Below are 21,582 nucleotides of genomic sequence, written 5' to 3' on the forward strand. Positions count from 1 at the left end.
GAATTTGAAAGTTAGCTTTTGAATATTATCATTCACTCATTTAGTCATTCTATCATTCAATAAATTAAATATGGCTAAAGTAGTTGAGTTTATAAAAGAATCATACGATGAAATGACCAGTAAGGTTACCTGGCCTACCTGGGGAGAACTTCAAAGTTCTGCGATTCTTGTTTTAGTGGCTTCTCTAATTATTGCATTGGTTATTTTTGCAATGGATAAGGGATCTACTTTTGTGTTAGATACTTTTTATAAATCACTTTCTAATTAATATTTACTAATGAGCGATCTAAAGTGGTACGTTGTAAGGGCGGTTAGCGGTAAAGAAAAGAAGGTAAAACAATACATTGATGCTGAGATCAGTCGTTTAGGTTTCTCTCATTTGGTTCCTCAGGTATTAATCCCGATGGAAAAATATTACCAAATGAAAGATGGTAAAAAGATTGCCAAAGAGCGTAACTTTTATCCTGGTTATGTTTTAATTGAAGCTACTTTAGATGGAGAGTTAGAGCATATCATTAAAGGGATTAACAGTGTTATTGGTTTCTTAGGAGACAAAGCTGGCAATCCAATTCCAATGCGTCAGGCAGAAGTAAACCGCATATTAGGTGTGGTTGATGAAATGAGCGAACAGGGTGAAACCATGAATGTTCCTTATTATGTTGGTGAGGGTATTAAAGTAATGGATGGACCTTTCAACGGTTTCTCTGGTGTGATTGAAGAGGTGAACGAAGAGAAGAAAAAATTAAAGGTAATGGTTAAGATTTTTGGTCGTAAAACGCCGCTTGAGCTTAACTATATGCAAGTGGAGAAAGAATAAGCAGATTTACGATTGTAGATTTCAGATTTACGATTTTCTGAAAAAATAAAAAGCTTTCCTTAAATGGGAAAGCTTTTTTATTATAAGTAAATTTGATTGTCAATCTTGATTTTACGATATAACGTTTATATATAAATTATTTTAACTAATCTATTGCAGGACTGTTAGATTATCCATATCTTTGCAGTCCTTTAAGCTTGATAGGAGCGAAAAGGAATTAAATGTTACATGCTTCCAATATTTAACATTGAGTTTTAAATAAACAAAAAACACAAAATGGCAAAAGAAGTCAGTGCAATGATCAAATTACAGATCAAAGGCGGAGCGGCAAATCCATCGCCACCAGTAGGACCTGCATTAGGTGCTAAAGGGGTGAATATTATGGAGTTTTGCAAACAGTACAACGCTCGTACCCAAGATAAAGCAGGTAAAGTATTGCCAGTTGTAATTACTGTTTATGCTGATAAGTCATTCGATTTCATCATCAAAACCCCTCCGGTAGCTATCCAGTTAAAAGATGCTACTAAATTACAGAGTGGTTCTGCTGAGCCTAACCGTAAGAAAGTTGGGTCGGTGACCTGGGACCAGATTAAAGTTATTGCTGAAGATAAAATGCCTGATTTAAATGCATTTACAATCGAATCTGCAATGAGTATGGTTGCTGGAACAGCACGCAGTATGGGAATCACCGTTTCTGGTGACGCACCCTGGAACAATTAATTAAAAAACAGTTTACAACAGTGGCGAAATTAACTAAAAATCAAAAAAAGGCACATGCTAAGATAGAAGCTGGTAAAGCTTATACTTTACAGGCTGCTGCTGCTTTGGTAAAAGAAATCACTACCACTAAATTCGATGCATCAGTTGATATTGATGTATCTTTAGGTGTTGATCCGCGTAAAGCGAATCAAATGGTACGTGGTATTGCTACTTTACCACACGGAACAGGTAAAACTGTACGTGTTTTGGCTCTAGTAACTCCTGATAAGGAAGAAGAAGCAAAAGCAGCTGGCGCAGACTTCGTAGGTTTAGACGAGTATGTTGCTAAAATTGAAGGTGGTTGGACCGATGTAGACATTATTATCACTACACCAGCTTGTATGGCTAAGGTAGGTAAATTGGGCCGTGTTTTAGGTCCAAGGAACTTAATGCCTAATCCAAAATCAGGAACAGTAACTAACGATGTTGGTAAAGCTGTAACTGAGGTTAAAGCGGGTAAAATTGATTTTAAAGTAGACAAAACGGGTATCATACACGCCTCGATAGGAAAAGTATCATTCCCAGCAGACAAAATTTATGAGAATGCACTTGAAATTATTCAAGTAATTTCTAAATTAAAACCATCTGCTGCAAAAGGAACTTATTTTAAAAGCATTCATGTGTCTTCTACAATGAGTCCTGGGATTGCAATTGAAACTAAATCAGTAGCGGGGATCTAATCATGAACAGAGAAGAAAAAAACGAAGTAGTTTTAGAACTACAAGGACAAATGCAAGAGTTTGGCAATTTTTATATTGCTGATACATCAAGCCTTTCTGTTGAGCAGATCAATAACATCCGCCGCAAATGTTTCGAAGGTGATATCGTAATGAAGGTTGCTAAAAATTCTTTAATCCGCAAAGCGATTGAAGGTTTAGATGGTGATGCTTCAGAGATATACGAAGCCCTTAAAGGTTCTTCATCATTATTATTCTCAAAAACAGCAAACGCTCCGGCTAAGTTGATTAAAACCTTGAGAAAAACTTCTGATAAACCTTTGCTTAAAGCAGCATTTATAGATTCATCAGTTTATGTTGGCGATGACCAATTGAATAACTTAGTAAGCTTAAAATCGAGAGAAGAGCTTATTGGCGATATCATTGGCTTATTACAATCACCAGCGAAAAATGTTGTATCTGCGCTTAAATCAAGCGGAGGCAAAATTGCAGGAATTGTTAAAACTCTACAAGAAAGAGAAGGTTAACGAACACCTTAAGTTCGCAAATAAAACAAAATTATTTTACGTAAATTTTTAAAATCTTAATAAAATGGCAGATTTAAAATCGTTTGCTGAGCAATTAGTAAACTTAACCGTTAAAGAAGTTAACGAATTAGCTCAAATCTTAAAAGACGAGTATGGTATCGAGCCTGCAGCTGCTGCTGTAGTTGCTGGTCCTGCTGCTGGTGGTGATGCACCTGCTGCTGCTGCAGAAAAAACATCATTTGATGTTATCTTAAAAGAAGCTGGTGGCGCTAAATTAGCAGTTGTGAAACTTGTTAAAGACTTAACTGGCCTTGGTTTGAAAGAAGCAAAAGACTTAGTTGATGGCGCACCAAAAGAATTAAAAGCTGGTGTTTCTAAAGACGAAGCTGAAGCTCTTAAAAAACAATTAGAAGAAGCTGGAGCAGTAGTTGAAATTAAGTAATCACTTAATTTAGCTAAGCTAAAAATGTATTAGACACCGACTGAAAATGTCGGTGTCTTTACCTGTTTATAAACATCTCATTTTGTTTGGTTAATGAGAATGTTTCAAACCTGAACCATACAAATAGTTTATTCTTAAACTAAAATCTTTTAGTCCATTGGCAAAGACAGTCGAACAAAGAGTAAATTTTGCAACTAGTAAGCACATTATAGACTATCCGGATTTTCTGGATGTGCAATTGCAATCATTCAGAGAATTTTTCCAGATAGATACCACATCAGACGATCGCTCTAGCGAAGGTTTGTTTAAAGTGTTTGCTGAAAACTTTCCAATAACAGATTCAAGAAACATCTTCGTTTTAGAGTTTCTTGATTATTTTGTTGATCCGCCACGTTATGATATACACGAGTGTATTGAGCGTGGATTAACCTACAATGTTCCATTAAAAGCAAAGCTAAAGCTTTCTTGTAACGATGTTGAACATGAAGACTTTGAAACCATTATCCAGGATGTGTACTTAGGTACTATCCCGTATATGACACCAAAAGGTACATTTGTAATTAACGGTGCAGAACGTGTTATCGTTTCTCAATTACACCGTTCTCCAGGGGTGTTCTTCGGCCAAAGCCGTCACACCAACGGAACCAAATTGTATTCTGCACGTGTTATTCCTTTCAAAGGTTCATGGATCGAATTTGCTACAGACGTTAATAACGTGATGTATGCTTATATCGATCGTAAGAAAAAATTCCCGGTTACCACTTTATTACGTGCTATTGGTTATGATTCTGATAAAGATATCTTAGAACTTTTTGATCTTGCTGACGAAGTAAAGGTTAGTAAATCAGGTTTAAAGAAATATATCGGTCGTAAACTTGCAGCAAGAGTTTTAAAGAAATGGGTCGAAGATTTTGTAGATGAAGATACAGGTGAGGTAGTTTCTATCGACCGTAATGAAGTGATTCTTGAAAGAGAAACCGTTTTAGAAGACGAACACATCGATATGGTTATTGAAGCTGGTGTGAAAACCATTATCCTTTCTAAGGAAGATGGTGCGAGCCAGGCCGATTATACCATTATTTATAATACATTACAAAAAGATACATCAAACTCTGAAAAAGAGGCTGTTGAGAACATCTATCGTGCTTTGCGTAACGCAGAACCACCTGATGAGGAAACTGCACGTGGTATCATTGATCGTTTATTCTTCTCGGATAAACGTTACGATTTAGGAGATGTTGGTCGTTACCGCATCAACCGTAAATTGAAAATGAATACACCTGATGATGTAAAGGTTTTAACTAAAGCTGATATTATTGCTATTGTTAAATACCTGATCAAATTAATTAACTCTAAAGAGGAGGTGGATGATATTGACCACTTATCAAACCGTCGTGTACGTACGGTAGGTGAGCAATTATACGCACAATTCGGTGTTGGTTTAGCCCGTATGGCCAGAACCATCCGTGAGCGTATGAATATTCGCGATAATGAGGTTTTTACGCCAACTGATTTGATTAACGCCCGTACGTTATCATCGGTAATTAACTCTTTCTTTGGTACGAATCAGTTGTCTCAGTTTATGGATCAAACGAATCCATTGGCAGAGATTACACACAAACGTCGTTTATCAGCTTTAGGCCCAGGTGGTTTATCACGTGAAAGAGCTGGTTTCGAGGTACGTGACGTTCACTATACTCACTACGGTCGTTTATGTACGATTGAAACACCTGAGGGACCAAATATTGGTTTAATTTCATCACTTTGTGTGCATGCAAAAATCAATAATTTAGGTTTCATCGAAACACCATACAAACGTGTTGAAGATGGTAAAGTAGTTGTTGATTCAGACGTTATTTATTTATCTGCAGAAGATGAAGATGGTAAAACCATTGCTCAGGCCAATGCAGAATATGATGATAAAGGTAACTTTATTACACCACGCGTTAAAGCACGTTATGAGGGTGACTTCCCGATTATTGAGCCTGAGAAATTAGACTTAATGGATGTTGCGCCTAACCAGATTACTTCAATTGCTGCTTCGTTAATTCCGTTCTTAGAACATGATGATGCGAACAGGGCTTTGATGGGATCGAACATGCAACGTCAGGCCGTACCATTGTTACGTCCTGAAGCACCGATTGTTGGTACAGGTTTAGAAGGTCGCGTTGCTCGTGACTCCAGAACTTTGATCAATGCTGAAGGTGACGGTGTGGTAGAATATGTAGATGCTAACGAAATCACCATTAAATATGAGCGTAACGAAGATGATCGTTTAGTTTCATTTGAAGGTGATAGCAAAACTTACCGTTTAATTAAGTTCAAAAAAACCAACCAGAATACTTGTATCAACTTAAAACCAATCGTTAAGAAAGGTCAGAAAGTTACTAAAGGACAGGTTCTTTGCGAAGGTTATGCAACTGAAAATGGTGAGTTGGCATTAGGTAGAAACTTAAAAGTGGCTTTCATGCCTTGGCAAGGTTTCAACTTTGAGGATGCGATTGTAATTAACGAACGTATTGTTCGTGATGACGTTTTCACTTCATTGCATATTGAAGAGTTTGAATTAGAAGTACGTGATACGAAACGTGGAGAAGAGGAATTAACACCAGATATCCCGAACGTTTCTGAAGAGGCTACTAAAGACCTTGATGAAAATGGTATTATCCGTGTAGGTGCTGATGTAAAAGAAGGTGATATTTTAATTGGTAAGATTACGCCTAAGGGTGAATCAGATCCTTCACCTGAAGAGAAATTACTACGTGCTATTTTTGGTGATAAAGCTGGTGATGTTAAAGATGCGTCTTTAAAAACTCCTCCTTCTATCCAGGGAGTAGTAATTGATACTAAATTATTCAGCCGTGCTAAGAAAACTACAAAAGCTGAAGAGAAATCGGCAATTGAGAAATTAGACAAAGGATATACTCAAATCACTGAAAAACTAAAAGCAGAATTAGTTGACAAATTATTCACTATCGTAAATGGAAAAACCTCACAAGGTGTATTTAATATTTACAAGGAATTATTGGTTGCTAAGGGTGCTAAATTCACGCAGAAAATTTTAGCAGATCTTGAATTTGCTCACATTAGCCCTAACAAATGGACTACTGATGACGACAAAAATGAGATGATTAAAATGTTGCTTCACAACTACGGTATCCGTGTTAACGAAGAACTTGGTGCTTACAAACGCGATAAATTTGCGATCAGTGTAGGTGATGAGCTTCCATCGGGAATTGTACAGATGGCAAAAGTTTATGTAGCTAAAAAACGTAAATTAAAAGTAGGTGATAAAATGGCGGGTCGTCACGGTAATAAAGGTATTGTTGCACGTATTGTACGTGACGAAGATATGCCTTTCTTATCTGATGGTACTCCGGTTGATATTGTGTTAAACCCACTGGGTGTACCTTCACGTATGAACCTGGGGCAGATCTATGAAACTATTTTGGCTTGGGCTGGTCAGGAATTAGGTGTAAAATTTGCTACGCCGATTTTTGATGGTGCTACACACCAAGAGGTTGAAGAGTGGATTGCCAAAGCAGGAGTTCCTGCATCAGGAAAAACTTACTTATATAATGGTTTAACTGGTGAGCGTTTCGATCAGACTACAACAGTTGGTATTATATACATGCTGAAATTAGGTCACATGGTTGATGATAAGATGCACGCCCGTTCAATCGGACCATACTCATTAATTACACAACAACCATTGGGTGGTAAAGCTCAATTCGGGGGTCAGCGTTTTGGTGAGATGGAGGTTTGGGCATTAGAGGCATTTGGTGCTGCTAATATTCTTCAGGAGATCTTAACCGTTAAATCGGATGATGTGATCGGAAGGGCCAAAACTTACGAAGCCATTGTTAAAGGTGAAAACCTACCGACTCCAGGTGTGCCAGAATCATTTAATGTATTGGTACATGAGTTACGCGGTTTAGGTTTAGATATTACGTTAGACTAAGTATTAAGTATAAAGTATCGAGTATCAAGATGGGCAATCATTCTTGATATTCAATACTAAGTACTTGCTACTACAAACAAAAGCATATGTCTTACAAAAAGGATAATAAATTAAAAAGCAATTTCACATCAATCACGATTAGCTTATCGTCTCCTGAAATTATTCTGGAACGTTCAAGCGGTGAGGTGTTGAAACCGGAAACCATTAACTACCGTACTTACAAACCTGAGCGTGATGGTTTGTTCTGTGAGCGTATTTTTGGTCCGGTAAAAGATTACGAATGTCATTGCGGTAAATACAAACGTATCCGTTATAAAGGTATTGTTTGTGATCGTTGTGGTGTTGAAGTAACAGAGAAGAAAGTACGTCGTGAGCGTATGGGACACATCGCTTTGGTGGTTCCTGTTGCTCACATCTGGTATTTCCGTTCGTTACCGAATAAAATCGGATATTTATTAGGTCTTCCTACTAAAAAATTAGATTTAATTATCTATTACGAGCGTTATGTAGTAATCCAATCAGGCTTAATGGCTGAGGAAGGTATCAACTATATGGACTTCTTAACGGAAGAAGAATATTTAGATATTTTAGATAAATTACCTAAAGAAAACCAATACTTAGACGATAAAGATCCTAATAAATTCATCGCCAAAATGGGTGCTGAAGCGTTAGAAGATTTATTAAAACGTATCAACTTAGATACTTTATCTTACGATTTACGTCACCAGGCTGCAAATGAAACTTCTCAACAACGTAAAAATGAGGCTTTAAAACGTCTTCAGGTTGTTGAAGCTTTCCGTGGTGCTAATACCCGTATTGAGAATCGCCCAGAGTGGATGATTGTTAAAATCGTTCCGGTTATTCCACCAGAATTACGTCCTTTAGTTCCATTAGAAGGTGGTCGTTTCGCTACTTCAGATTTAAATGATTTATACCGTCGTGTAATTATCCGTAACAACCGTTTGAAAAGGTTGATCGAGATTAAAGCACCAGAGGTAATTTTACGTAATGAAAAACGGATGTTACAGGAAGCTGTTGATTCGTTATTTGATAACTCACGTAAAGTTAACGCGGTTAAAACTGAAGGTAACCGTGCCTTAAAATCACTTTCAGATATCCTGAAAGGTAAACAAGGTCGTTTCCGTCAGAATTTATTAGGTAAACGTGTGGATTATTCAGCTCGTTCCGTAATTGTTGTAGGGCCTAGCCTCAAATTACACGAGTGCGGTATTCCTAAAGATATGGCTGCTGAGCTTTACAAACCGTTCATTATTCGTAAGATGATTGAGCGTGGTGTGGTAAAAACAGTTAAATCTGCTAAGAAAATCGTTGATCGCAAAGATCCATTGGTTTGGGATATTTTAGAAAATGTATTAAAAGGTCACCCGGTATTATTAAACCGTGCACCTACCTTACACAGACTAGGTATTCAGGCTTTCCAGCCAAAACTAATTGAAGGAAAAGCAATCCAGTTACACCCATTAGTTTGTACTGCATTCAACGCCGATTTTGATGGTGACCAGATGGCTGTCCACTTACCGCTAGGTAATGCAGCAATTTTGGAAGCCCAAGTATTGATGTTGGCTGCACATAACATCTTAAACCCTGCCAACGGTACGCCAATTACAGTACCTTCTCAGGATATGGTTTTGGGTCTTTATTATATTACTAAAGGCCGTAGAACTGATGAAACCAGAGTGGTTAAAGGACAAGATTCCAACTTCTATTCTCCAGAGGAAGTAATTATTGCTTACAATGAGAAAGAGTTAGATTTACACGCTTTCATTAAAGTAAGGGTAAATGTTAAACAACCCGATGGTTCTATCGTTAATAAACTCACTGAAACTACAGTAGGTAGGGTTTTATTTAACCAGATGGTTCCTGAGGAAGTAGGTTATATCAATGAATTATTAACTAAGAAATCGTTAAGAGATATTATCGGTGAGGTAGTTAAAATGACTGGTATGGCTCGTTCTTCTCAATTCTTGGATGATATCAAAGAATTAGGTTTCCGTATGGCATTCCAGGGTGGTTTATCGTTCAACTTACAAGACGTAAACATTCCGGTTGAAAAACATACTTTATTGGAGCAGGCTGCTAACGAAGTTGAAGAAGTAAGAAACAACTATAACATGGGTTTCATTACGAACAACGAACGTTACAACCAGATTATTGATATCTGGACCCGTATCAACAACAGGTTAACCACTTTCGTGATGAACCAGTTATCTTCGGATAACCAAGGTTTCAACTCGGTTTATATGATGCTTGATTCTGGTGCGCGTGGTTCGAAAGAGCAGATTCGTCAGCTTTGCGGAATGCGTGGTTTGATGGCGAAACCTCAAAAATCTGGTTCAGGTGGTGATATCATTGAAAACCCGATCTTATCAAACTTTAAAGAAGGTTTATCGGTATTAGAGTACTTTATCTCTACTCACGGTGCACGTAAAGGTTTGGCGGATACGGCGTTAAAAACGGCTGATGCGGGTTACCTGACTCGTCGTTTACATGATGTTGCTCAGGATATGATCGTAAATTCAGAAGATTGTGGTACTTTAAGGGGTATGTACACTACTGCATTGAAAGATCAGGAAGATATTGTAGAGCCATTATATGACAGGATTTTAGGTCGTACTTCATTGCACGATGTTTACAATCCATTAGATAATACTTTATTAGTAGGTGCTGGTGAAGATATCAACGAAGAGGTTGCAAAACTAATCGAAGAGTCTCCATTAGAAGGTATCGAAATTCGTTCGGTATTAACCTGTGAAAATAAAAGGGGTGTTTGTTCATTATGTTATGGACGTAACCTGGCATCTGGTAAACGCGTTCAAAGAGGTGAGGCAGTTGGTGTAATTGCAGCACAATCAATCGGTGAACCGGGTACACAGTTAACCCTTCGTACTTTCCACGTGGGTGGTACTGCATCAAACATTGCTGCAGAATCAAACATCGTAGCAAAATTTGATGGTGTTATCGAGTTTGAAAACATTCGTACTGTAGATACACAAACAGAAGAAGGTACAGTTCAGGTTGTATTGGGTCGTTCAGGTGAGTTCAAAATTGTTGAGCCAGGAACCGGACGTATCATTGTAACCAATAATATTCCTTATGGTGCATTCTTATTTGTTAAAGAAGGAGATAAGTTATCAAAAGGCGACAAAATTTGTTCATGGGATCCGTACAACGCGGTTATTCTTTCAGAATTTGCCGGTAAAGCGCAATTTGATGCCATTATTGAAGGTGTTACCTTCCGTGAAGAATCAGATGAGCAAACTGGTCACCGTGAAAAAGTAATTATTGATACTCGTGATAAAACTAAAAACCCTTCTGTTCAGATTGTTGATAAGAAAGGTGAATTTATCAAAGGTTATAACATTCCGGTAGGTGCCCACGTTTCAGTTGATGAAGGTGAAGCCATCCAAACTGGTCAGATTATTGCTAAAATTCCTCGTGCTACTGGTAAAACCCGAGATATTACGGGTGGTTTGCCTCGTGTAACAGAGTTATTTGAAGCACGTAATCCTTCAAATCCAGCTGTAGTAACTGAGATTGATGGTGTGGTAACTTTAGGTGGTGTTAAACGTGGTAATCGTGAGATTACGATCGAATCTAAAGATGGTGAAGTTAAAAAATATCTTGTTCCATTGTCTAAACACATCCTTGTACAGGATAATGACTTTGTGAAAGCAGGTATGCCTTTGTCAGATGGTTCAATTTCACCAGCAGATATCTTATCAATTAAAGGTCCGGCAGCGGTTCAGGAATACTTAGTAAATGGTATTCAAGAGGTTTACCGTTTGCAAGGTGTGAAAATTAATGATAAGCACTTCGAGGTAATTGTTCACCAGATGATGCAGAAAGTTCACATCGAAGATCCGGGTGATACTATTTTCTTAGAAAACAATGCTGTTGACCGTTGGGATTTTGCTGACGAGAACGATGCCATGTACGATAAGAAAGTTGTGGAAGATGCAGGTGATTCAAATGAAATCAAACCAGGTCAGATTATTTCATTACGTAGATTAAGAGATGAAAATTCTCAATTGAAACGTAAAGATTTAAAACAGATTACGGTAAGAGATGCAAGACCAGCTACAGCAAGTTCTATCTTACAAGGTATTACAAGAGCATCATTGGGTACTAAATCGTTCATTTCTGCGGCTTCGTTCCAGGAAACTACGAAAGTATTGAATGAGGCGGCGATTGCAGGTAAACGCGACAATATGTTAGGCTTGAAAGAAAACGTGATCGTTGGTCACTTAATTCCTTCAGGTACTGGTGTACGTGGTTACGAAAGAATCATCGTTGGTTCTCAAGAAGAATACGATAAATTATTGGCTTCGAAACAAGAAGAAGTAGAAGCTTAATCATTTTAAATTGCTTAAAATTAAGTCCTCCACCAAAAGTGGGGGACTTTTTTGTTTGGAATAGATTTTGTAGTTTTATATAAAAATAAAATAATGAGCGTTACAGAAATACAACTTTTTCAGATTTTAAAAGCCAAACTTGGAGAACAGGAAGCTGAGCAGTTGGTTTCTTTTGTCAAGGAGGAAGTTAAATCTGAATTTGATAATAAAAGAGAAATTCTGACCACTAAAGAAGATTTAGCCAATTCCAAAGCAGAAATCATAAAGTGGATGTTTATATTTTGGATTGGTCAAATAGTAGTTACATTTGGCTTTATATTAATGTTTATCAAAAAATAGTTCTATATATTAAGGTTTACTTTATATATTCTGCCTATTCACGGCGGAATTTTTTATTTTTGATCTATTATGGAAGAACAACAAAACGAAAATCAATTAAATATAGAGCTATCGGAAGAAATTGCTGAAGGTATTTTTTCTAATCTGGCCATCATTACTCATTCAAATACGGAATTTGTATTGGATTTTATCCGTGTGATGCCAGGCATTCCTAAAGCTAAAGTAAAATCTAGGATTATTTTAACGCCCGAACATGCTAAACGATTATTATCTGCATTGGATGATAATATTCAAAAATTTGAAGCTATAAACGGCCGAATCAAAACACAGGAAGAACCTCCATTTCCTATGGGCTTTGGTGGACCAACTGCACAAGCTTAATAATTCTTACTCCAAATATTTGCTTGCTATGCCTGCATAATATATATTTGTGTATAACCATATATAAAAATGAAAAAACTTTTATTGAGCGCAGTACTTTCTGTCCCGCTATGGGTGTTTGGACAGGGTTTCCAGGTTAACTTACAAGGGCAAAAGCAGATTGGAATGGCTGGTGCAGGATCTGCATTGGCTTTGGATGAGGCTTCGGTATTTTATAACCCCGGAGCAGTTTCTTTTCTGGAGAAGAACTCTATTTCTGCCGGAGTAAATCCGTTGTTGTTTAAATCTGCATTTAAACAAACGGGATCGAATATTACAGAGAATGTTAAAAATAAAATAGCACCCCCGTTTGAGGCTTATGCAGTTTGGGGACCTAAATCAAATAAATGGAAGCTAGGATTAGGTGTTTATACACCTTTCGGTGGTTTAGTAGATTGGGGTAATGAGTGGTCTGGAAGATATGCCTTAACGTCTTTAAACTTAAAAGCGATTTATTTCCAGCCAACACTAAGTGTAAAAATTACTGAAAACATTGGTATTGGAGCAGGTTTTGTATATAACCATGGAGAGGTTAATCTACAACGAGCATTACCTGTTAATTATCCTGACGGAAGATCTGGTCATGCAACACTAGAGGGCACAGGCAGTGGTTACGGCTGGAATGCAGGTTTATACATTAAAACATTAAGTAATATCACTTTCGCTGTTGTACACAAATCAAAAGTAATTACGAAGTTAAATGATGGTACAGCAACATTTGATGTACCAGAATCATTACGTACTTCATTTCCTGCAGGCAATACATTTAATGCTGAATTGCCTTTACCATCAACAACAACCTTAGGTATAGGTGTTCCTTTATCAAAAAGTACAACTTTAGCATTTGATGCCAGCTGGGTACAATGGCATGTTTATAAGGAGCTTGCCTTTGATTATGCTGTGAATACTTCAGCCCTTGCAGATACCCGATCTGCTCGTAATTATCGCGATGGTTCATCATTTAAAATGGGAATTAACCACCAGGCATCAGAAAAGTTGGCTTTAAGAGCTGGAGTTGGTTACGCATTCTCACCAGTTCAGGATGGCTACGTTACTCCGGAAGCACCGGATGCTGATCGTTATATTTTAAGTGCAGGTGTTGGTTATGCACCTACCAGCCATTTTGAGCTTAATGCATCTTTCTTTTTTGAAGATGTAAAATCACGTCAGCAAAAGAATATAGAAACCGGATTAGACGGCACGTTCAAAACTTTGGTATATGCACCAGGTCTTTCATTAACTTATAAATGGTAGGAGATATCAACATGAAAAAAATTATATTCAATAGTCTTGTTGCTGCTACCATCTTGTTCGCAGCATCTTGTAAACCTGAAATTGAAACACCTGCAGCTACAACAGCAGGCACAGCAAATTTTAGTAAATATATTGCCATAGGTAATTCATTAACCTCTGGCTATGCTGATGGCGGTTTATATTTGGAAGGCCAGAAAGTGGCTTATCCAAACTTATTGGCGGCTCAAATGGCTACAGTTGGTGGTGGAAGTTTTACTTCTCCATTTTTTAGTGATATTCAGGCCAATGGATCAGGTTATGCAAGCTTAACTGCACTAACTAATGGTAGCCCAACCATTAGCCAGATTACAACAGGTACAGCTTATGTTGCACCAGGCAAGCTGGCTAAGTATTCGGGAGAGATTCAAAATTTAGGCATTCCAGGAATGCGTTTGGATTTAGCTTTCGATCCAACCTTTACCTTTAGTGCTGCAAATATGTTTTTTGAGCGTTTGCTTACGGATGCTCAGGTTGGCAAAGTGAATTACGCAGCTTATATTCAAGGAAGAAATCATACTTTCTTCTCTTTATGGTTGGGTAATAATGATGCGCTTGGTTATGCGCTAAATGGTGGTGTTACTACTGACGCGACAACTGTGCTTACTGAAAAAGCAACTTTCTCTTTCTTGTATACCAATATGCTTAATATTTTAACTGCTGGCGGACAAAAAGGTGTAGTTGCAACCATTCCGGATGTTACGGCTGTACCTTACTTTAATACAGTAACGCCTGCAGCTTTATTGGCTGCTGCAAAAGCAATTAATCCTGCAGCTGCATCGATTTATATTCAAACAGGTACCGGAACGGTAAGGGCTGCAACCAGTGAAGATTTAATTAGATTGCCATTTCAAACAGCTGGATTATTTGCTGTGCCTAATGCCGCAGGTTATTTTTATGGTTTAGATCCTAGAAATCCAATAGCCAATAATTGGGTGTTAGATAAAGATGAAGTAGTAAAAGTTAAAGATTATGTAAATAGCTATAACAGTACCATTAAATCTCTTGCGAATAGTAAAGGGTTGGCTCTTGCCGATACTTATACCTACTTTAATACGGTAAAAGCAGGTATTTCTATTCAAGGTATAAACATTAATGCCGCATTTATTACAGGTGGTGCTTTTTCTTTAGATGGTATACACTTAACCCCACGTGGAAATGCTGCCATAGCCAATGTATTTGTTGATGCGATTAATGCTAAATATGGTTCAACCATTCCAACAATTGATATTACCAAATACAGGGGTGTGAAATTTCCAGATTCAAAATAACATGATGTAACTAATAATATTTAAAGGGATTTGCCATTAGCAAGTCCCTTTTTTATTTTATTCTGCGCTCAATATGTTTGACGATCTCCTCGTGTTGATTTGGCTCAAACCAAGTTATTTCTTCATCTCTTCTAAACCAGGTTAGCTGTCTTTTGGCAAACCTGCGTGTATTTTGTTTAATGTTTGAAACTGCTTCTTCAAATGAAAGTTTTTGATCTAAATAATCAAATATTTCGCTATAACCTACTGTATTTAGTGCATTGTAAGATCTAAATTCAGTTAACGATTTTACTTCATCTAACAAACCATTACTGATCATCTGATCAACTCTGCTATTAATTCTATCATACAAAGTTACCCGCTCTGTATTTAAACCTATTTTGATGATGTTAAATGGCCGTTCTTTCTTAGTGGCAGATAACATGGATGAAAGTTTTTTTCCGGTAGATAAAAAGACTTCCAAACCACGGATCATTCTTTGGGGATTATGCTGATCTACTTTGGCATAATATTCAGGATCATGTTTTGCTAGTTGTTCCTGAATAGGGGAGATACCTTCTGTTTTAAAAAGATTGTTGAGTTGATCTCTGACAAGCAGATCAATTTCTGGCATGTCATCCAGACCATTAATCAGCGCATTTACGTATAATCCCGATCCACCCACCATAATGGCTAAATCATGAGTTTTAAAAATTTCATCCAGCACTTTTAAACCTTCGACTTCAAAATCTCCTGTACTAAATAATTGATTAACAGAATGGGAGTTTATGAAGTGATGTTTTGCAACTGCGAGCTCAGTTTGAGTAGGCTTAGCAGTACCAATTTCCATTTCTTTATAAAACTGTCGCGAATCTGCAGAAATAATTTCTGTTCGAAAATGATTAGCCAGTTCAATAGCCAGGGCAGTTTTGCCAATAGCAGTTGGCCCTACAACGGAAATTAATGTTTTTAAATTAGACATGAGGAGCTTATATAAAATAAAAGCTGCCAATTTTAATGTTTGACAGCTTTTATAATTGCATATAGGTTGGTATTAATTAATAATCATCTTTGGTATCGTCTTCAAAATTATCATTATCTGAAAATTCATCTCCAAATTCATCATCCTCAGATTCTTCATCATCATCCCGCTCTTTTTCATTAATGCCCATTTCACCCATAGCTTCGAGTTCGTCTGTATCTTCAGGAACGAAATTTAATTCATTTAAAAAATCAAATTCACCCACAGCTACAGCCGAATTTTCGGCATCATCTATGCTCACTGCATTCTTTTCAAAAATTTTCGGTGCTTCACCTGAACTCTTCGCTAAAAATGGATATTCTATATTTGGATCTGGATCTAAAACGATTTTAACCAATTCTACATGAAAATCAAAAGGACGGTCGAAATTATAAATATAATAGAACTTTTGATGAGGATCTTCAATGAAGCCACTTAACTTAGAATTTTCCATCAAAACCACACGATCTTTTTTTCTTTCATTGGGCAAATAGGCAATTTCATCACCCTTTAACCAATTATCTGTACTTACATAAAATGACGAAGATTTTTCTGCATTGTAACCAGTAGATTTATGGATAGCCTTATGCAGGTCTTCAAATGTTTGGTTTGATTTAATGTCGATCTCTCTCACCACATCATCAAAATCTTCGAAAGTAATTCTAAATTTATAAATAGCCATTATTGTATTTTGGAACCGTAAAAATAAAGTTAATTTATATTAACCACAAACATCATGTCTTACAAGATATTGCCTTTGAGTGGTATTTGGTCAATTAAATTATTTAAGAACAGGATTTAATCCCATTTGTTTGGCTTGAATTATCATAAAATTAAATGCTTCCTGATAGTCGTTTTTAATCTCTCCCTCCAGGATAGCTTCCCTGATGGCATTCTTAATTAGGCCAACTTCTTTACCTGCATCCAGGCCAAAGGTAATCATGATATCATTTCCGGTAATAGGAGGCTGCCAATTCCTGATTTTATCACGCTCTTCCACATCTTTTAGCTTTTGTTTAACTAACTCAAAGTTGTTTCGATATTTAATTTTTTTATACTCGTTTTTGGTTGTAACATCGGCATTACACAGTTGCATTAAGCTATCTATCTCTTCGCCTGCATCAAATAAAAGCCTTCTCACGGCTGAATCGGTAACGATTTCCTGTGCAAGAACGATTGGCCTTAAGTGTAACTGAACAAGTTTTTGAACAAATTTCATTTTTTCATTCAGTGGCAGTTTCAACTGAGCGAAGATTTTTGGAACCATCTTTGCGCCTTTGTCCTCATGCCCATGAAAAGTCCAGCCATGGCCTTCTTCGAAACGTTTTGTCGCTGGTTTGGCTATATCATGCAATATAGCGGCCCAGCGTAGCCATAAATCATCTGTATGTAGGCAAATGTTATCCAGTACTTCCAAAGTATGATAGAAGTTATCCTTGTGCCCTTTTCCTTTGACAATTTCTACCCCATAAAGCTGTGCCATTTGTGGAAAAATAATTTGTAAAAGGCCGGTATCAAAAAGGTGTTTAAATCCAATAGATGGTTTGGAGGACAAAATAATTTTATTCAGTTCATCCGTGATTCGCTCTTTAGATACAATGCTAATTCTTTCTTTTTGAGTCTGAATTGCGTGGAGTGCCGCCGGATCAATTTTAAAATTAAGCTGCGAAGCGAAACGGATTGCCCGCATCATTCTCAAAGGATCATCGGAAAAAGTGATTTCCGGATCAAGCGGCGTACGGATGAATTTACTTCTTAAGTCTGTAAGACCATCAAAGGGGTCGAGCAACTCACCGAAGTGAGCAATATTAAGGTTAATGGCAAGCGCATTAATGGTAAAATCGCGTCGTAGCTGATCATCCTCTAGCGTGCCATCTTCCACAATCGGTTTGCGGGATTCTAATCGGTAAGATTCTTTTCTGGCACCTACAAATTCGACCTCTAAATCCTTGAATTTAATATTTGCGGTACCAAAGTTTTTAAAAACAGCAACTTTTGTGTTTAGTTTTTTTGCAACAGCCTCTGCATATTCAATTCCACTACCCACTACCACCACATCTATATCTTTAGATATTCGGTTTAAAAATATATCGCGGACAAAACCTCCAATAACATAAGCTTCGATATTCTGCTGATCAGCTACTGTGGAAAGGGTTTTAAAAATCGGATCTTGTAGGTGTTGATGCATAATAATATTTTCGTCGTGCTGAATTGACTTCAGCATCTTTTTGGCTAAAGACCCTGAAATAAATTCAGGGTGACGAATTGATTTAAAGTTTATGCAAAAGTAATAAAATTACTTGCGAATAAATTCAAATTGTCCACTCGGAGAAAGTTTCATGATGGTAGATGGCTTTTTATGCGTTCTATTCTCTTGCTCGAAATCGACTATATAGTCAACTGCTTCTAAAATTTCAGGATCAATATCATCAAAATATTTTGGTGAAGGTTTTCCGCTTAAATTGGCAGAGGTAGAAACCATCGGCTTGCGAAAACGCTGGAGAAGTGGTGTGCAGAAATCGTGTTTCACCACGCGGATGCCTACGCTGCCATCTGCGTTAATTACATTTGGTGCAAGGTTTTTTGCCCCAGAGAAAATAATCGTTAAAGGATTTTCAGCGTATTCAATCAGGTCATAGGCTACTTCAGGAATTTCCGTTACATAGCTTTGTAATTTGCTATCTACATCGAGCAATACAATTAAGCTTTTATCTGCTGGCCTGTTTTTTATTTTAAGTAATTTCTCTACAGCTTCTATATTGGTTGCATCGCAGCCCAAACCCCAGATTGTATCTGTAGGGTATAAAATTACACCACCATTTTTCAGCACTTCCAAAGCTTTATTGATTTCCTCTTTTAACATGATACAAAGTTAATTTTTTAGTTGAAATGTTAAATATTCATCATTGGCTAATTATTTAACATTTGCCATAAAACTTTCTGTTTTATAACACGTTCTATCCAAACAATCTGATTGTAAAATTATACCAGTTTTATGAAATTAAAATTAAATTTTATTATATTTAATATCGGTTATTTATATGAAACAACACACAATGAAAACAATTAAAAACTTATTAATGCTGTTTGCCATCGTAATCGCATTAGCAGGATGTTCGAGTCTTCGTACCGCATCTGATTTTGATAAAAATGCAGATTTCAATCGTTATAAAACCTACAATTTTTATGACAAAGGAATCGCCAGAGTAAAGTTGAATAACTTAGATAAAAGACGTTTAATGGCTGCCGTAGAAACGGAGATGAATGCTAAAGGTTTTACAAAATCTGAAAGGCCGGATATGCTTGTAAACTTAGTGGTGGTGGCGAGAGAAAAAACAGACGTTTATGGCCCTGCCTATTACGGTGGATGGGGTTGGGGCGGCGGCTGGGGCTGGCGTGGTGGTTGGGGTTCTCCTTTCTGGGGTGGCGGTAACTACGTTAACCAATACATTGAAGGTACGATCATCATTGATTTCTTAGATCCGGCTAAAAAAGAATTATTCTGGCACGGAAGGGGTAGTGGATTTAATTTGGATAATTTAAAGAAAAGAGAAGAACGCCTTTACACTGGTGTTAAAGAAATTCTGGCACAATATCCACCAAATGCTTTGGCTGCTAAGTAGTAGCTGAACCTAATAAATTGCTATAGCAATCCATTAATTGCTTTGTTACTTGAGGGCTGTTGAATTTTTGAACAAATTCCAGCCCTTTTTCTTTCATCTCTTTTTGGAGATCAGCATGTTGAAGAACTTGATCAATCCAGTAGGCTAAACCACTTACATCTGTTGGATTGATATAAATACTATCAGGTCCGCCTGCTTCTTCCAGGCAAGAACCTGTGGCTGCAATTACAGGTACTTTCGAATATAAAGCCTCGATTATAGGAATGCCAAAGCCTTCGTAAAAGGAAGGATAAACAAACAGTTTAGCCATTTGATAAATGCCAGGTAAGTCTGTAAATGGAATGTTTTTTAAAAAGATTACCCGATTTCTTAAAGCTAAACGGTCAAGCTCTCTTTCAATTTCTTTAAAGTAAGCGGTTTCTTTTCCAATAACGACCAGCTTATATTGGTGATCTACAGTTTTGAGTGCTTGTATTAATAATTTGAGGTTTTTACGTGCCTCGATGGTTCCAACGTTGAGAATGTATTTTTCTGGAAGTTCATAAGTGAGTTTAATCCTGTTTAAAGTTGATTCGGGCATTGCCATTTTAAATCCATCATTACAACTTTGATAAATGACTTTAATTTTGTCGGGATTTACATTGTAAAACTCTACAATGTCTGCTTTGGTTTTTTCACTTATGGCGATAATCTGATCAGCTCTTTTGCAAGCAGATCTACTCTTCCATTTGTAAAGTTTACGATCTATAAATTGATAGTATTGCGGAAAACGAAGGAAAATTAAATCGTGAATGGTAACAATGGATTTAATGCGGGTGTGCTGAATGGCGAATGGAATTTCGTGGCTTAAGCCATGAAAAATCTGAACGTGATCTCTGCCCAGATCTTTGAGGATATTTAAAGTTCTCCAAAGAAAACCACCTTCTTTAGGAAGTTTTAACGTGATGTTTTCTTTTTCAAAAAAGGAATCAATTTGTTTAGCATGCTTTACTTTTGGTGAGTAAACCAAATATTGATTTTCAGGGTACTGCGCTGCAAGCGATTCAATTAAAGACCGGCTATAATTACCTAATCCAGTTAAGTTATTTGCTGCACGCTTGCCATCAAAGCCTATTTGGATTGGAAAGCTTAAAGCCGAAAGACCAAAGCTTGATTGATCAAGTTCAGGACTTTCGGCTTTAGAAATTTGCTTTTCGCTTTCCGCTTTCACCTTTTCCCTCTAAGCTTAAACAGCTACATTATTTTCTCTCAACGCATCGTTAAGTGAGGTTTTCTTATCTGTACTTTCTTTACGTTTTCCAATAATTAAAGCACAAGGAACCTGATATTCTCCAGAAGGGAATTTTTTGGTATAGCTACCTGGAATTACTACTGAACGTGCTGGTACTACACCTTTATATTCTACAGGCGTTGGGCCAGTTACATCAATAATTTTAGTAGATGCTGTTAATACCACATTGGCACCCAATACTGCTTCACGCTCTACTTTAACCCCTTCCACAACAATTGCTCTTGAACCTAAAAATGCATCATCTTCAATAATAACCGGTGCAGCCTGAACAGGTTCCAGAACTCCGCCAATACCCACGCCACCACTTAAGTGAACACGTTTACCAATTTGTGCACAAGAACCCACAGTAGCCCAGGTATCAACCATTGTACCTTCATCTACATAAGCACCAATGTTAATGTAAGATGGCATCATGATTACACCTTTTGCTAAATATGAACCGTAACGGGCACTCGCCATTGGCACTACACGTACACCAGTTGCTTTATAATCGGTTTTTAAATCCATTTTATCATGGTATACAAAAGGACCGCTCTTAATTTCCTTCATCTCACGAATAGGGAAGTATAAAATTACAGCTTTCTTTACCCACTCATTAATGCCCCAAGAATTTAGAACTGGTTCAGCAACACGAATTTCGCCTTTATCTAATCCCTGAATAATGGTTTCGATCGCTTCGCAATAGTTGCTATATTTTAAAAGGGTTCTATCTTCCCAAGCGGCTTCAATTAATTTCTTTAAATCTGAATACATGATGTTTTTAAATTTTACGCAAAATAAATCAAATTTTTC

Annotated in this window: 19 protein-coding genes; 13 read left to right on the plus strand and 6 right to left on the minus strand. The window is 37.1% G+C overall.

Translation table 11 applies throughout. The features are described 5' to 3' along the window. Positions 1-70 precede the first annotated feature (70 nt). The 12 genes from secE to AN34_RS05925 all read left to right on the plus strand — a co-directional run bounded on the left by secE (position 71) and on the right by AN34_RS05925 (position 14,876). Entirely contained in the window at positions 71-268 is a 198-nt protein-coding gene (secE, locus tag AN34_RS05870) for a preprotein translocase subunit SecE (RefSeq protein WP_010601092.1), read from the plus strand. Between the two features lie 9 nt (positions 269-277). Further along, positions 278-817: a transcription termination/antitermination protein NusG gene (nusG, locus tag AN34_RS05875; protein ID WP_029283241.1), complete on the plus strand. Its 540-nt coding sequence runs from the start codon at positions 278-280 to the stop codon at positions 815-817. 276 nt (positions 818-1,093) lie between these two features. After that, entirely contained in the window at positions 1,094-1,537 is a 444-nt protein-coding gene (rplK, locus tag AN34_RS05880) for a 50S ribosomal protein L11 (RefSeq protein ID WP_010601094.1), read from the plus strand. Between the two features lie 20 nt (positions 1,538-1,557). Next, on the plus strand, positions 1,558-2,256 hold the full coding sequence (rplA, locus tag AN34_RS05885; protein ID WP_029283242.1) for a 50S ribosomal protein L1: 699 nt from the start codon (positions 1,558-1,560) through the stop codon (positions 2,254-2,256). 2 nt (positions 2,257-2,258) lie between these two features. Further along, positions 2,259-2,780: a 50S ribosomal protein L10 gene (gene rplJ, locus AN34_RS05890; RefSeq protein ID WP_029283244.1), complete on the plus strand. Its 522-nt coding sequence runs from the start codon at positions 2,259-2,261 to the stop codon at positions 2,778-2,780. A gap of 64 nt (positions 2,781-2,844) precedes the next feature. Further along, positions 2,845-3,222, plus strand: coding sequence for a 50S ribosomal protein L7/L12 (gene rplL / locus AN34_RS05895; RefSeq protein ID WP_029283246.1), 378 nt, complete (start codon positions 2,845-2,847; stop codon positions 3,220-3,222). 157 nt (positions 3,223-3,379) lie between these two features. Beyond that, positions 3,380-7,183 (plus strand): DNA-directed RNA polymerase subunit beta, encoded by a 3,804-nt coding sequence (gene rpoB / locus AN34_RS05900; RefSeq protein WP_029283249.1) that lies wholly within the window; start codon positions 3,380-3,382, stop codon positions 7,181-7,183. A gap of 86 nt (positions 7,184-7,269) precedes the next feature. After that, the gene (gene rpoC, locus AN34_RS05905; protein WP_029283251.1) at positions 7,270-11,556 is read left to right on the plus strand and encodes a DNA-directed RNA polymerase subunit beta'; all 4,287 of its coding nucleotides are present in this window, start codon (positions 7,270-7,272) and stop codon (positions 11,554-11,556) included. 93 nt (positions 11,557-11,649) lie between these two features. Next, a complete protein-coding gene (locus AN34_RS05910) occupies positions 11,650-11,895 on the plus strand; it encodes a hypothetical protein (RefSeq protein ID WP_051666263.1) in 246 nt (81 codons plus the stop codon). A 69-nt stretch (positions 11,896-11,964) separates the two neighbouring features. Next, positions 11,965-12,276 (plus strand): DUF3467 domain-containing protein, encoded by a 312-nt coding sequence (locus AN34_RS05915; protein ID WP_029283255.1) that lies wholly within the window; start codon positions 11,965-11,967, stop codon positions 12,274-12,276. A 69-nt stretch (positions 12,277-12,345) separates the two neighbouring features. Then, positions 12,346-13,569, plus strand: a complete 1,224-nt coding sequence (locus tag AN34_RS05920) for an OmpP1/FadL family transporter (protein ID WP_029283257.1) — start codon at positions 12,346-12,348, stop codon at positions 13,567-13,569. Between the two features lie 11 nt (positions 13,570-13,580). After that, positions 13,581-14,876, plus strand: a complete 1,296-nt coding sequence (locus AN34_RS05925; RefSeq protein ID WP_029283259.1) for an SGNH/GDSL hydrolase family protein — start codon at positions 13,581-13,583, stop codon at positions 14,874-14,876. A 52-nt stretch (positions 14,877-14,928) separates the two neighbouring features. Here the strand turns inward: AN34_RS05925 and miaA are convergent, their stop codons facing one another. The 4 genes from miaA to AN34_RS05945 form a co-directional block, all read right to left on the minus strand. Next, complete coding sequence (gene miaA, locus AN34_RS05930; protein WP_029283261.1) at positions 14,929-15,837, minus strand: tRNA (adenosine(37)-N6)-dimethylallyltransferase MiaA; 909 nt, start codon at positions 15,835-15,837, stop codon at positions 14,929-14,931. Positions 15,838-15,913: 76 nt separating this feature from the next. Next, positions 15,914-16,558, minus strand: coding sequence for a hypothetical protein (locus tag AN34_RS05935; RefSeq protein WP_029283263.1), 645 nt, complete (start codon positions 16,556-16,558; stop codon positions 15,914-15,916). Positions 16,559-16,657: 99 nt separating this feature from the next. After that, complete coding sequence (locus AN34_RS05940; protein WP_029283265.1) at positions 16,658-18,064, minus strand: CCA tRNA nucleotidyltransferase; 1,407 nt, start codon at positions 18,062-18,064, stop codon at positions 16,658-16,660. Between the two features lie 108 nt (positions 18,065-18,172). Continuing rightward, positions 18,173-18,739 (minus strand): L-threonylcarbamoyladenylate synthase, encoded by a 567-nt coding sequence (locus AN34_RS05945; RefSeq protein WP_029283267.1) that lies wholly within the window; start codon positions 18,737-18,739, stop codon positions 18,173-18,175. Positions 18,740-18,932: 193 nt separating this feature from the next. On the opposite strand from AN34_RS05945, the gene AN34_RS05950 reads away from it, so the two are divergent. After that, a complete protein-coding gene (locus AN34_RS05950) occupies positions 18,933-19,499 on the plus strand; it encodes a DUF4136 domain-containing protein (protein ID WP_029283269.1) in 567 nt (188 codons plus the stop codon). Here the strand turns inward: AN34_RS05950 and AN34_RS05955 are convergent. Together AN34_RS05955 and AN34_RS05960 are read right to left on the minus strand one after the other, a co-directional pair. Further along, positions 19,492-20,709 carry a glycosyltransferase family 1 protein gene (locus AN34_RS05955; RefSeq protein WP_082468330.1) on the minus strand — a complete coding sequence of 406 codons (1,218 nt, stop codon included), beginning with the start codon at positions 20,707-20,709 and terminating at the stop codon, positions 19,492-19,494. The two genes, AN34_RS05950 and AN34_RS05955, sit on opposite strands and share 8 nt — an antisense overlap. 15 nt (positions 20,710-20,724) lie before the next feature. Next, complete coding sequence (locus AN34_RS05960; RefSeq protein WP_029283273.1) at positions 20,725-21,543, minus strand: 2,3,4,5-tetrahydropyridine-2,6-dicarboxylate N-succinyltransferase; 819 nt, start codon at positions 21,541-21,543, stop codon at positions 20,725-20,727. Positions 21,544-21,582: the final 39 nt, after the last annotated feature.

Origin of the sequence: Pedobacter sp. R20-19 (genome assembly GCF_000708265.2) — a bacterium.
Lineage (GTDB): Bacteria > Bacteroidota > Bacteroidia > Sphingobacteriales > Sphingobacteriaceae > Pedobacter.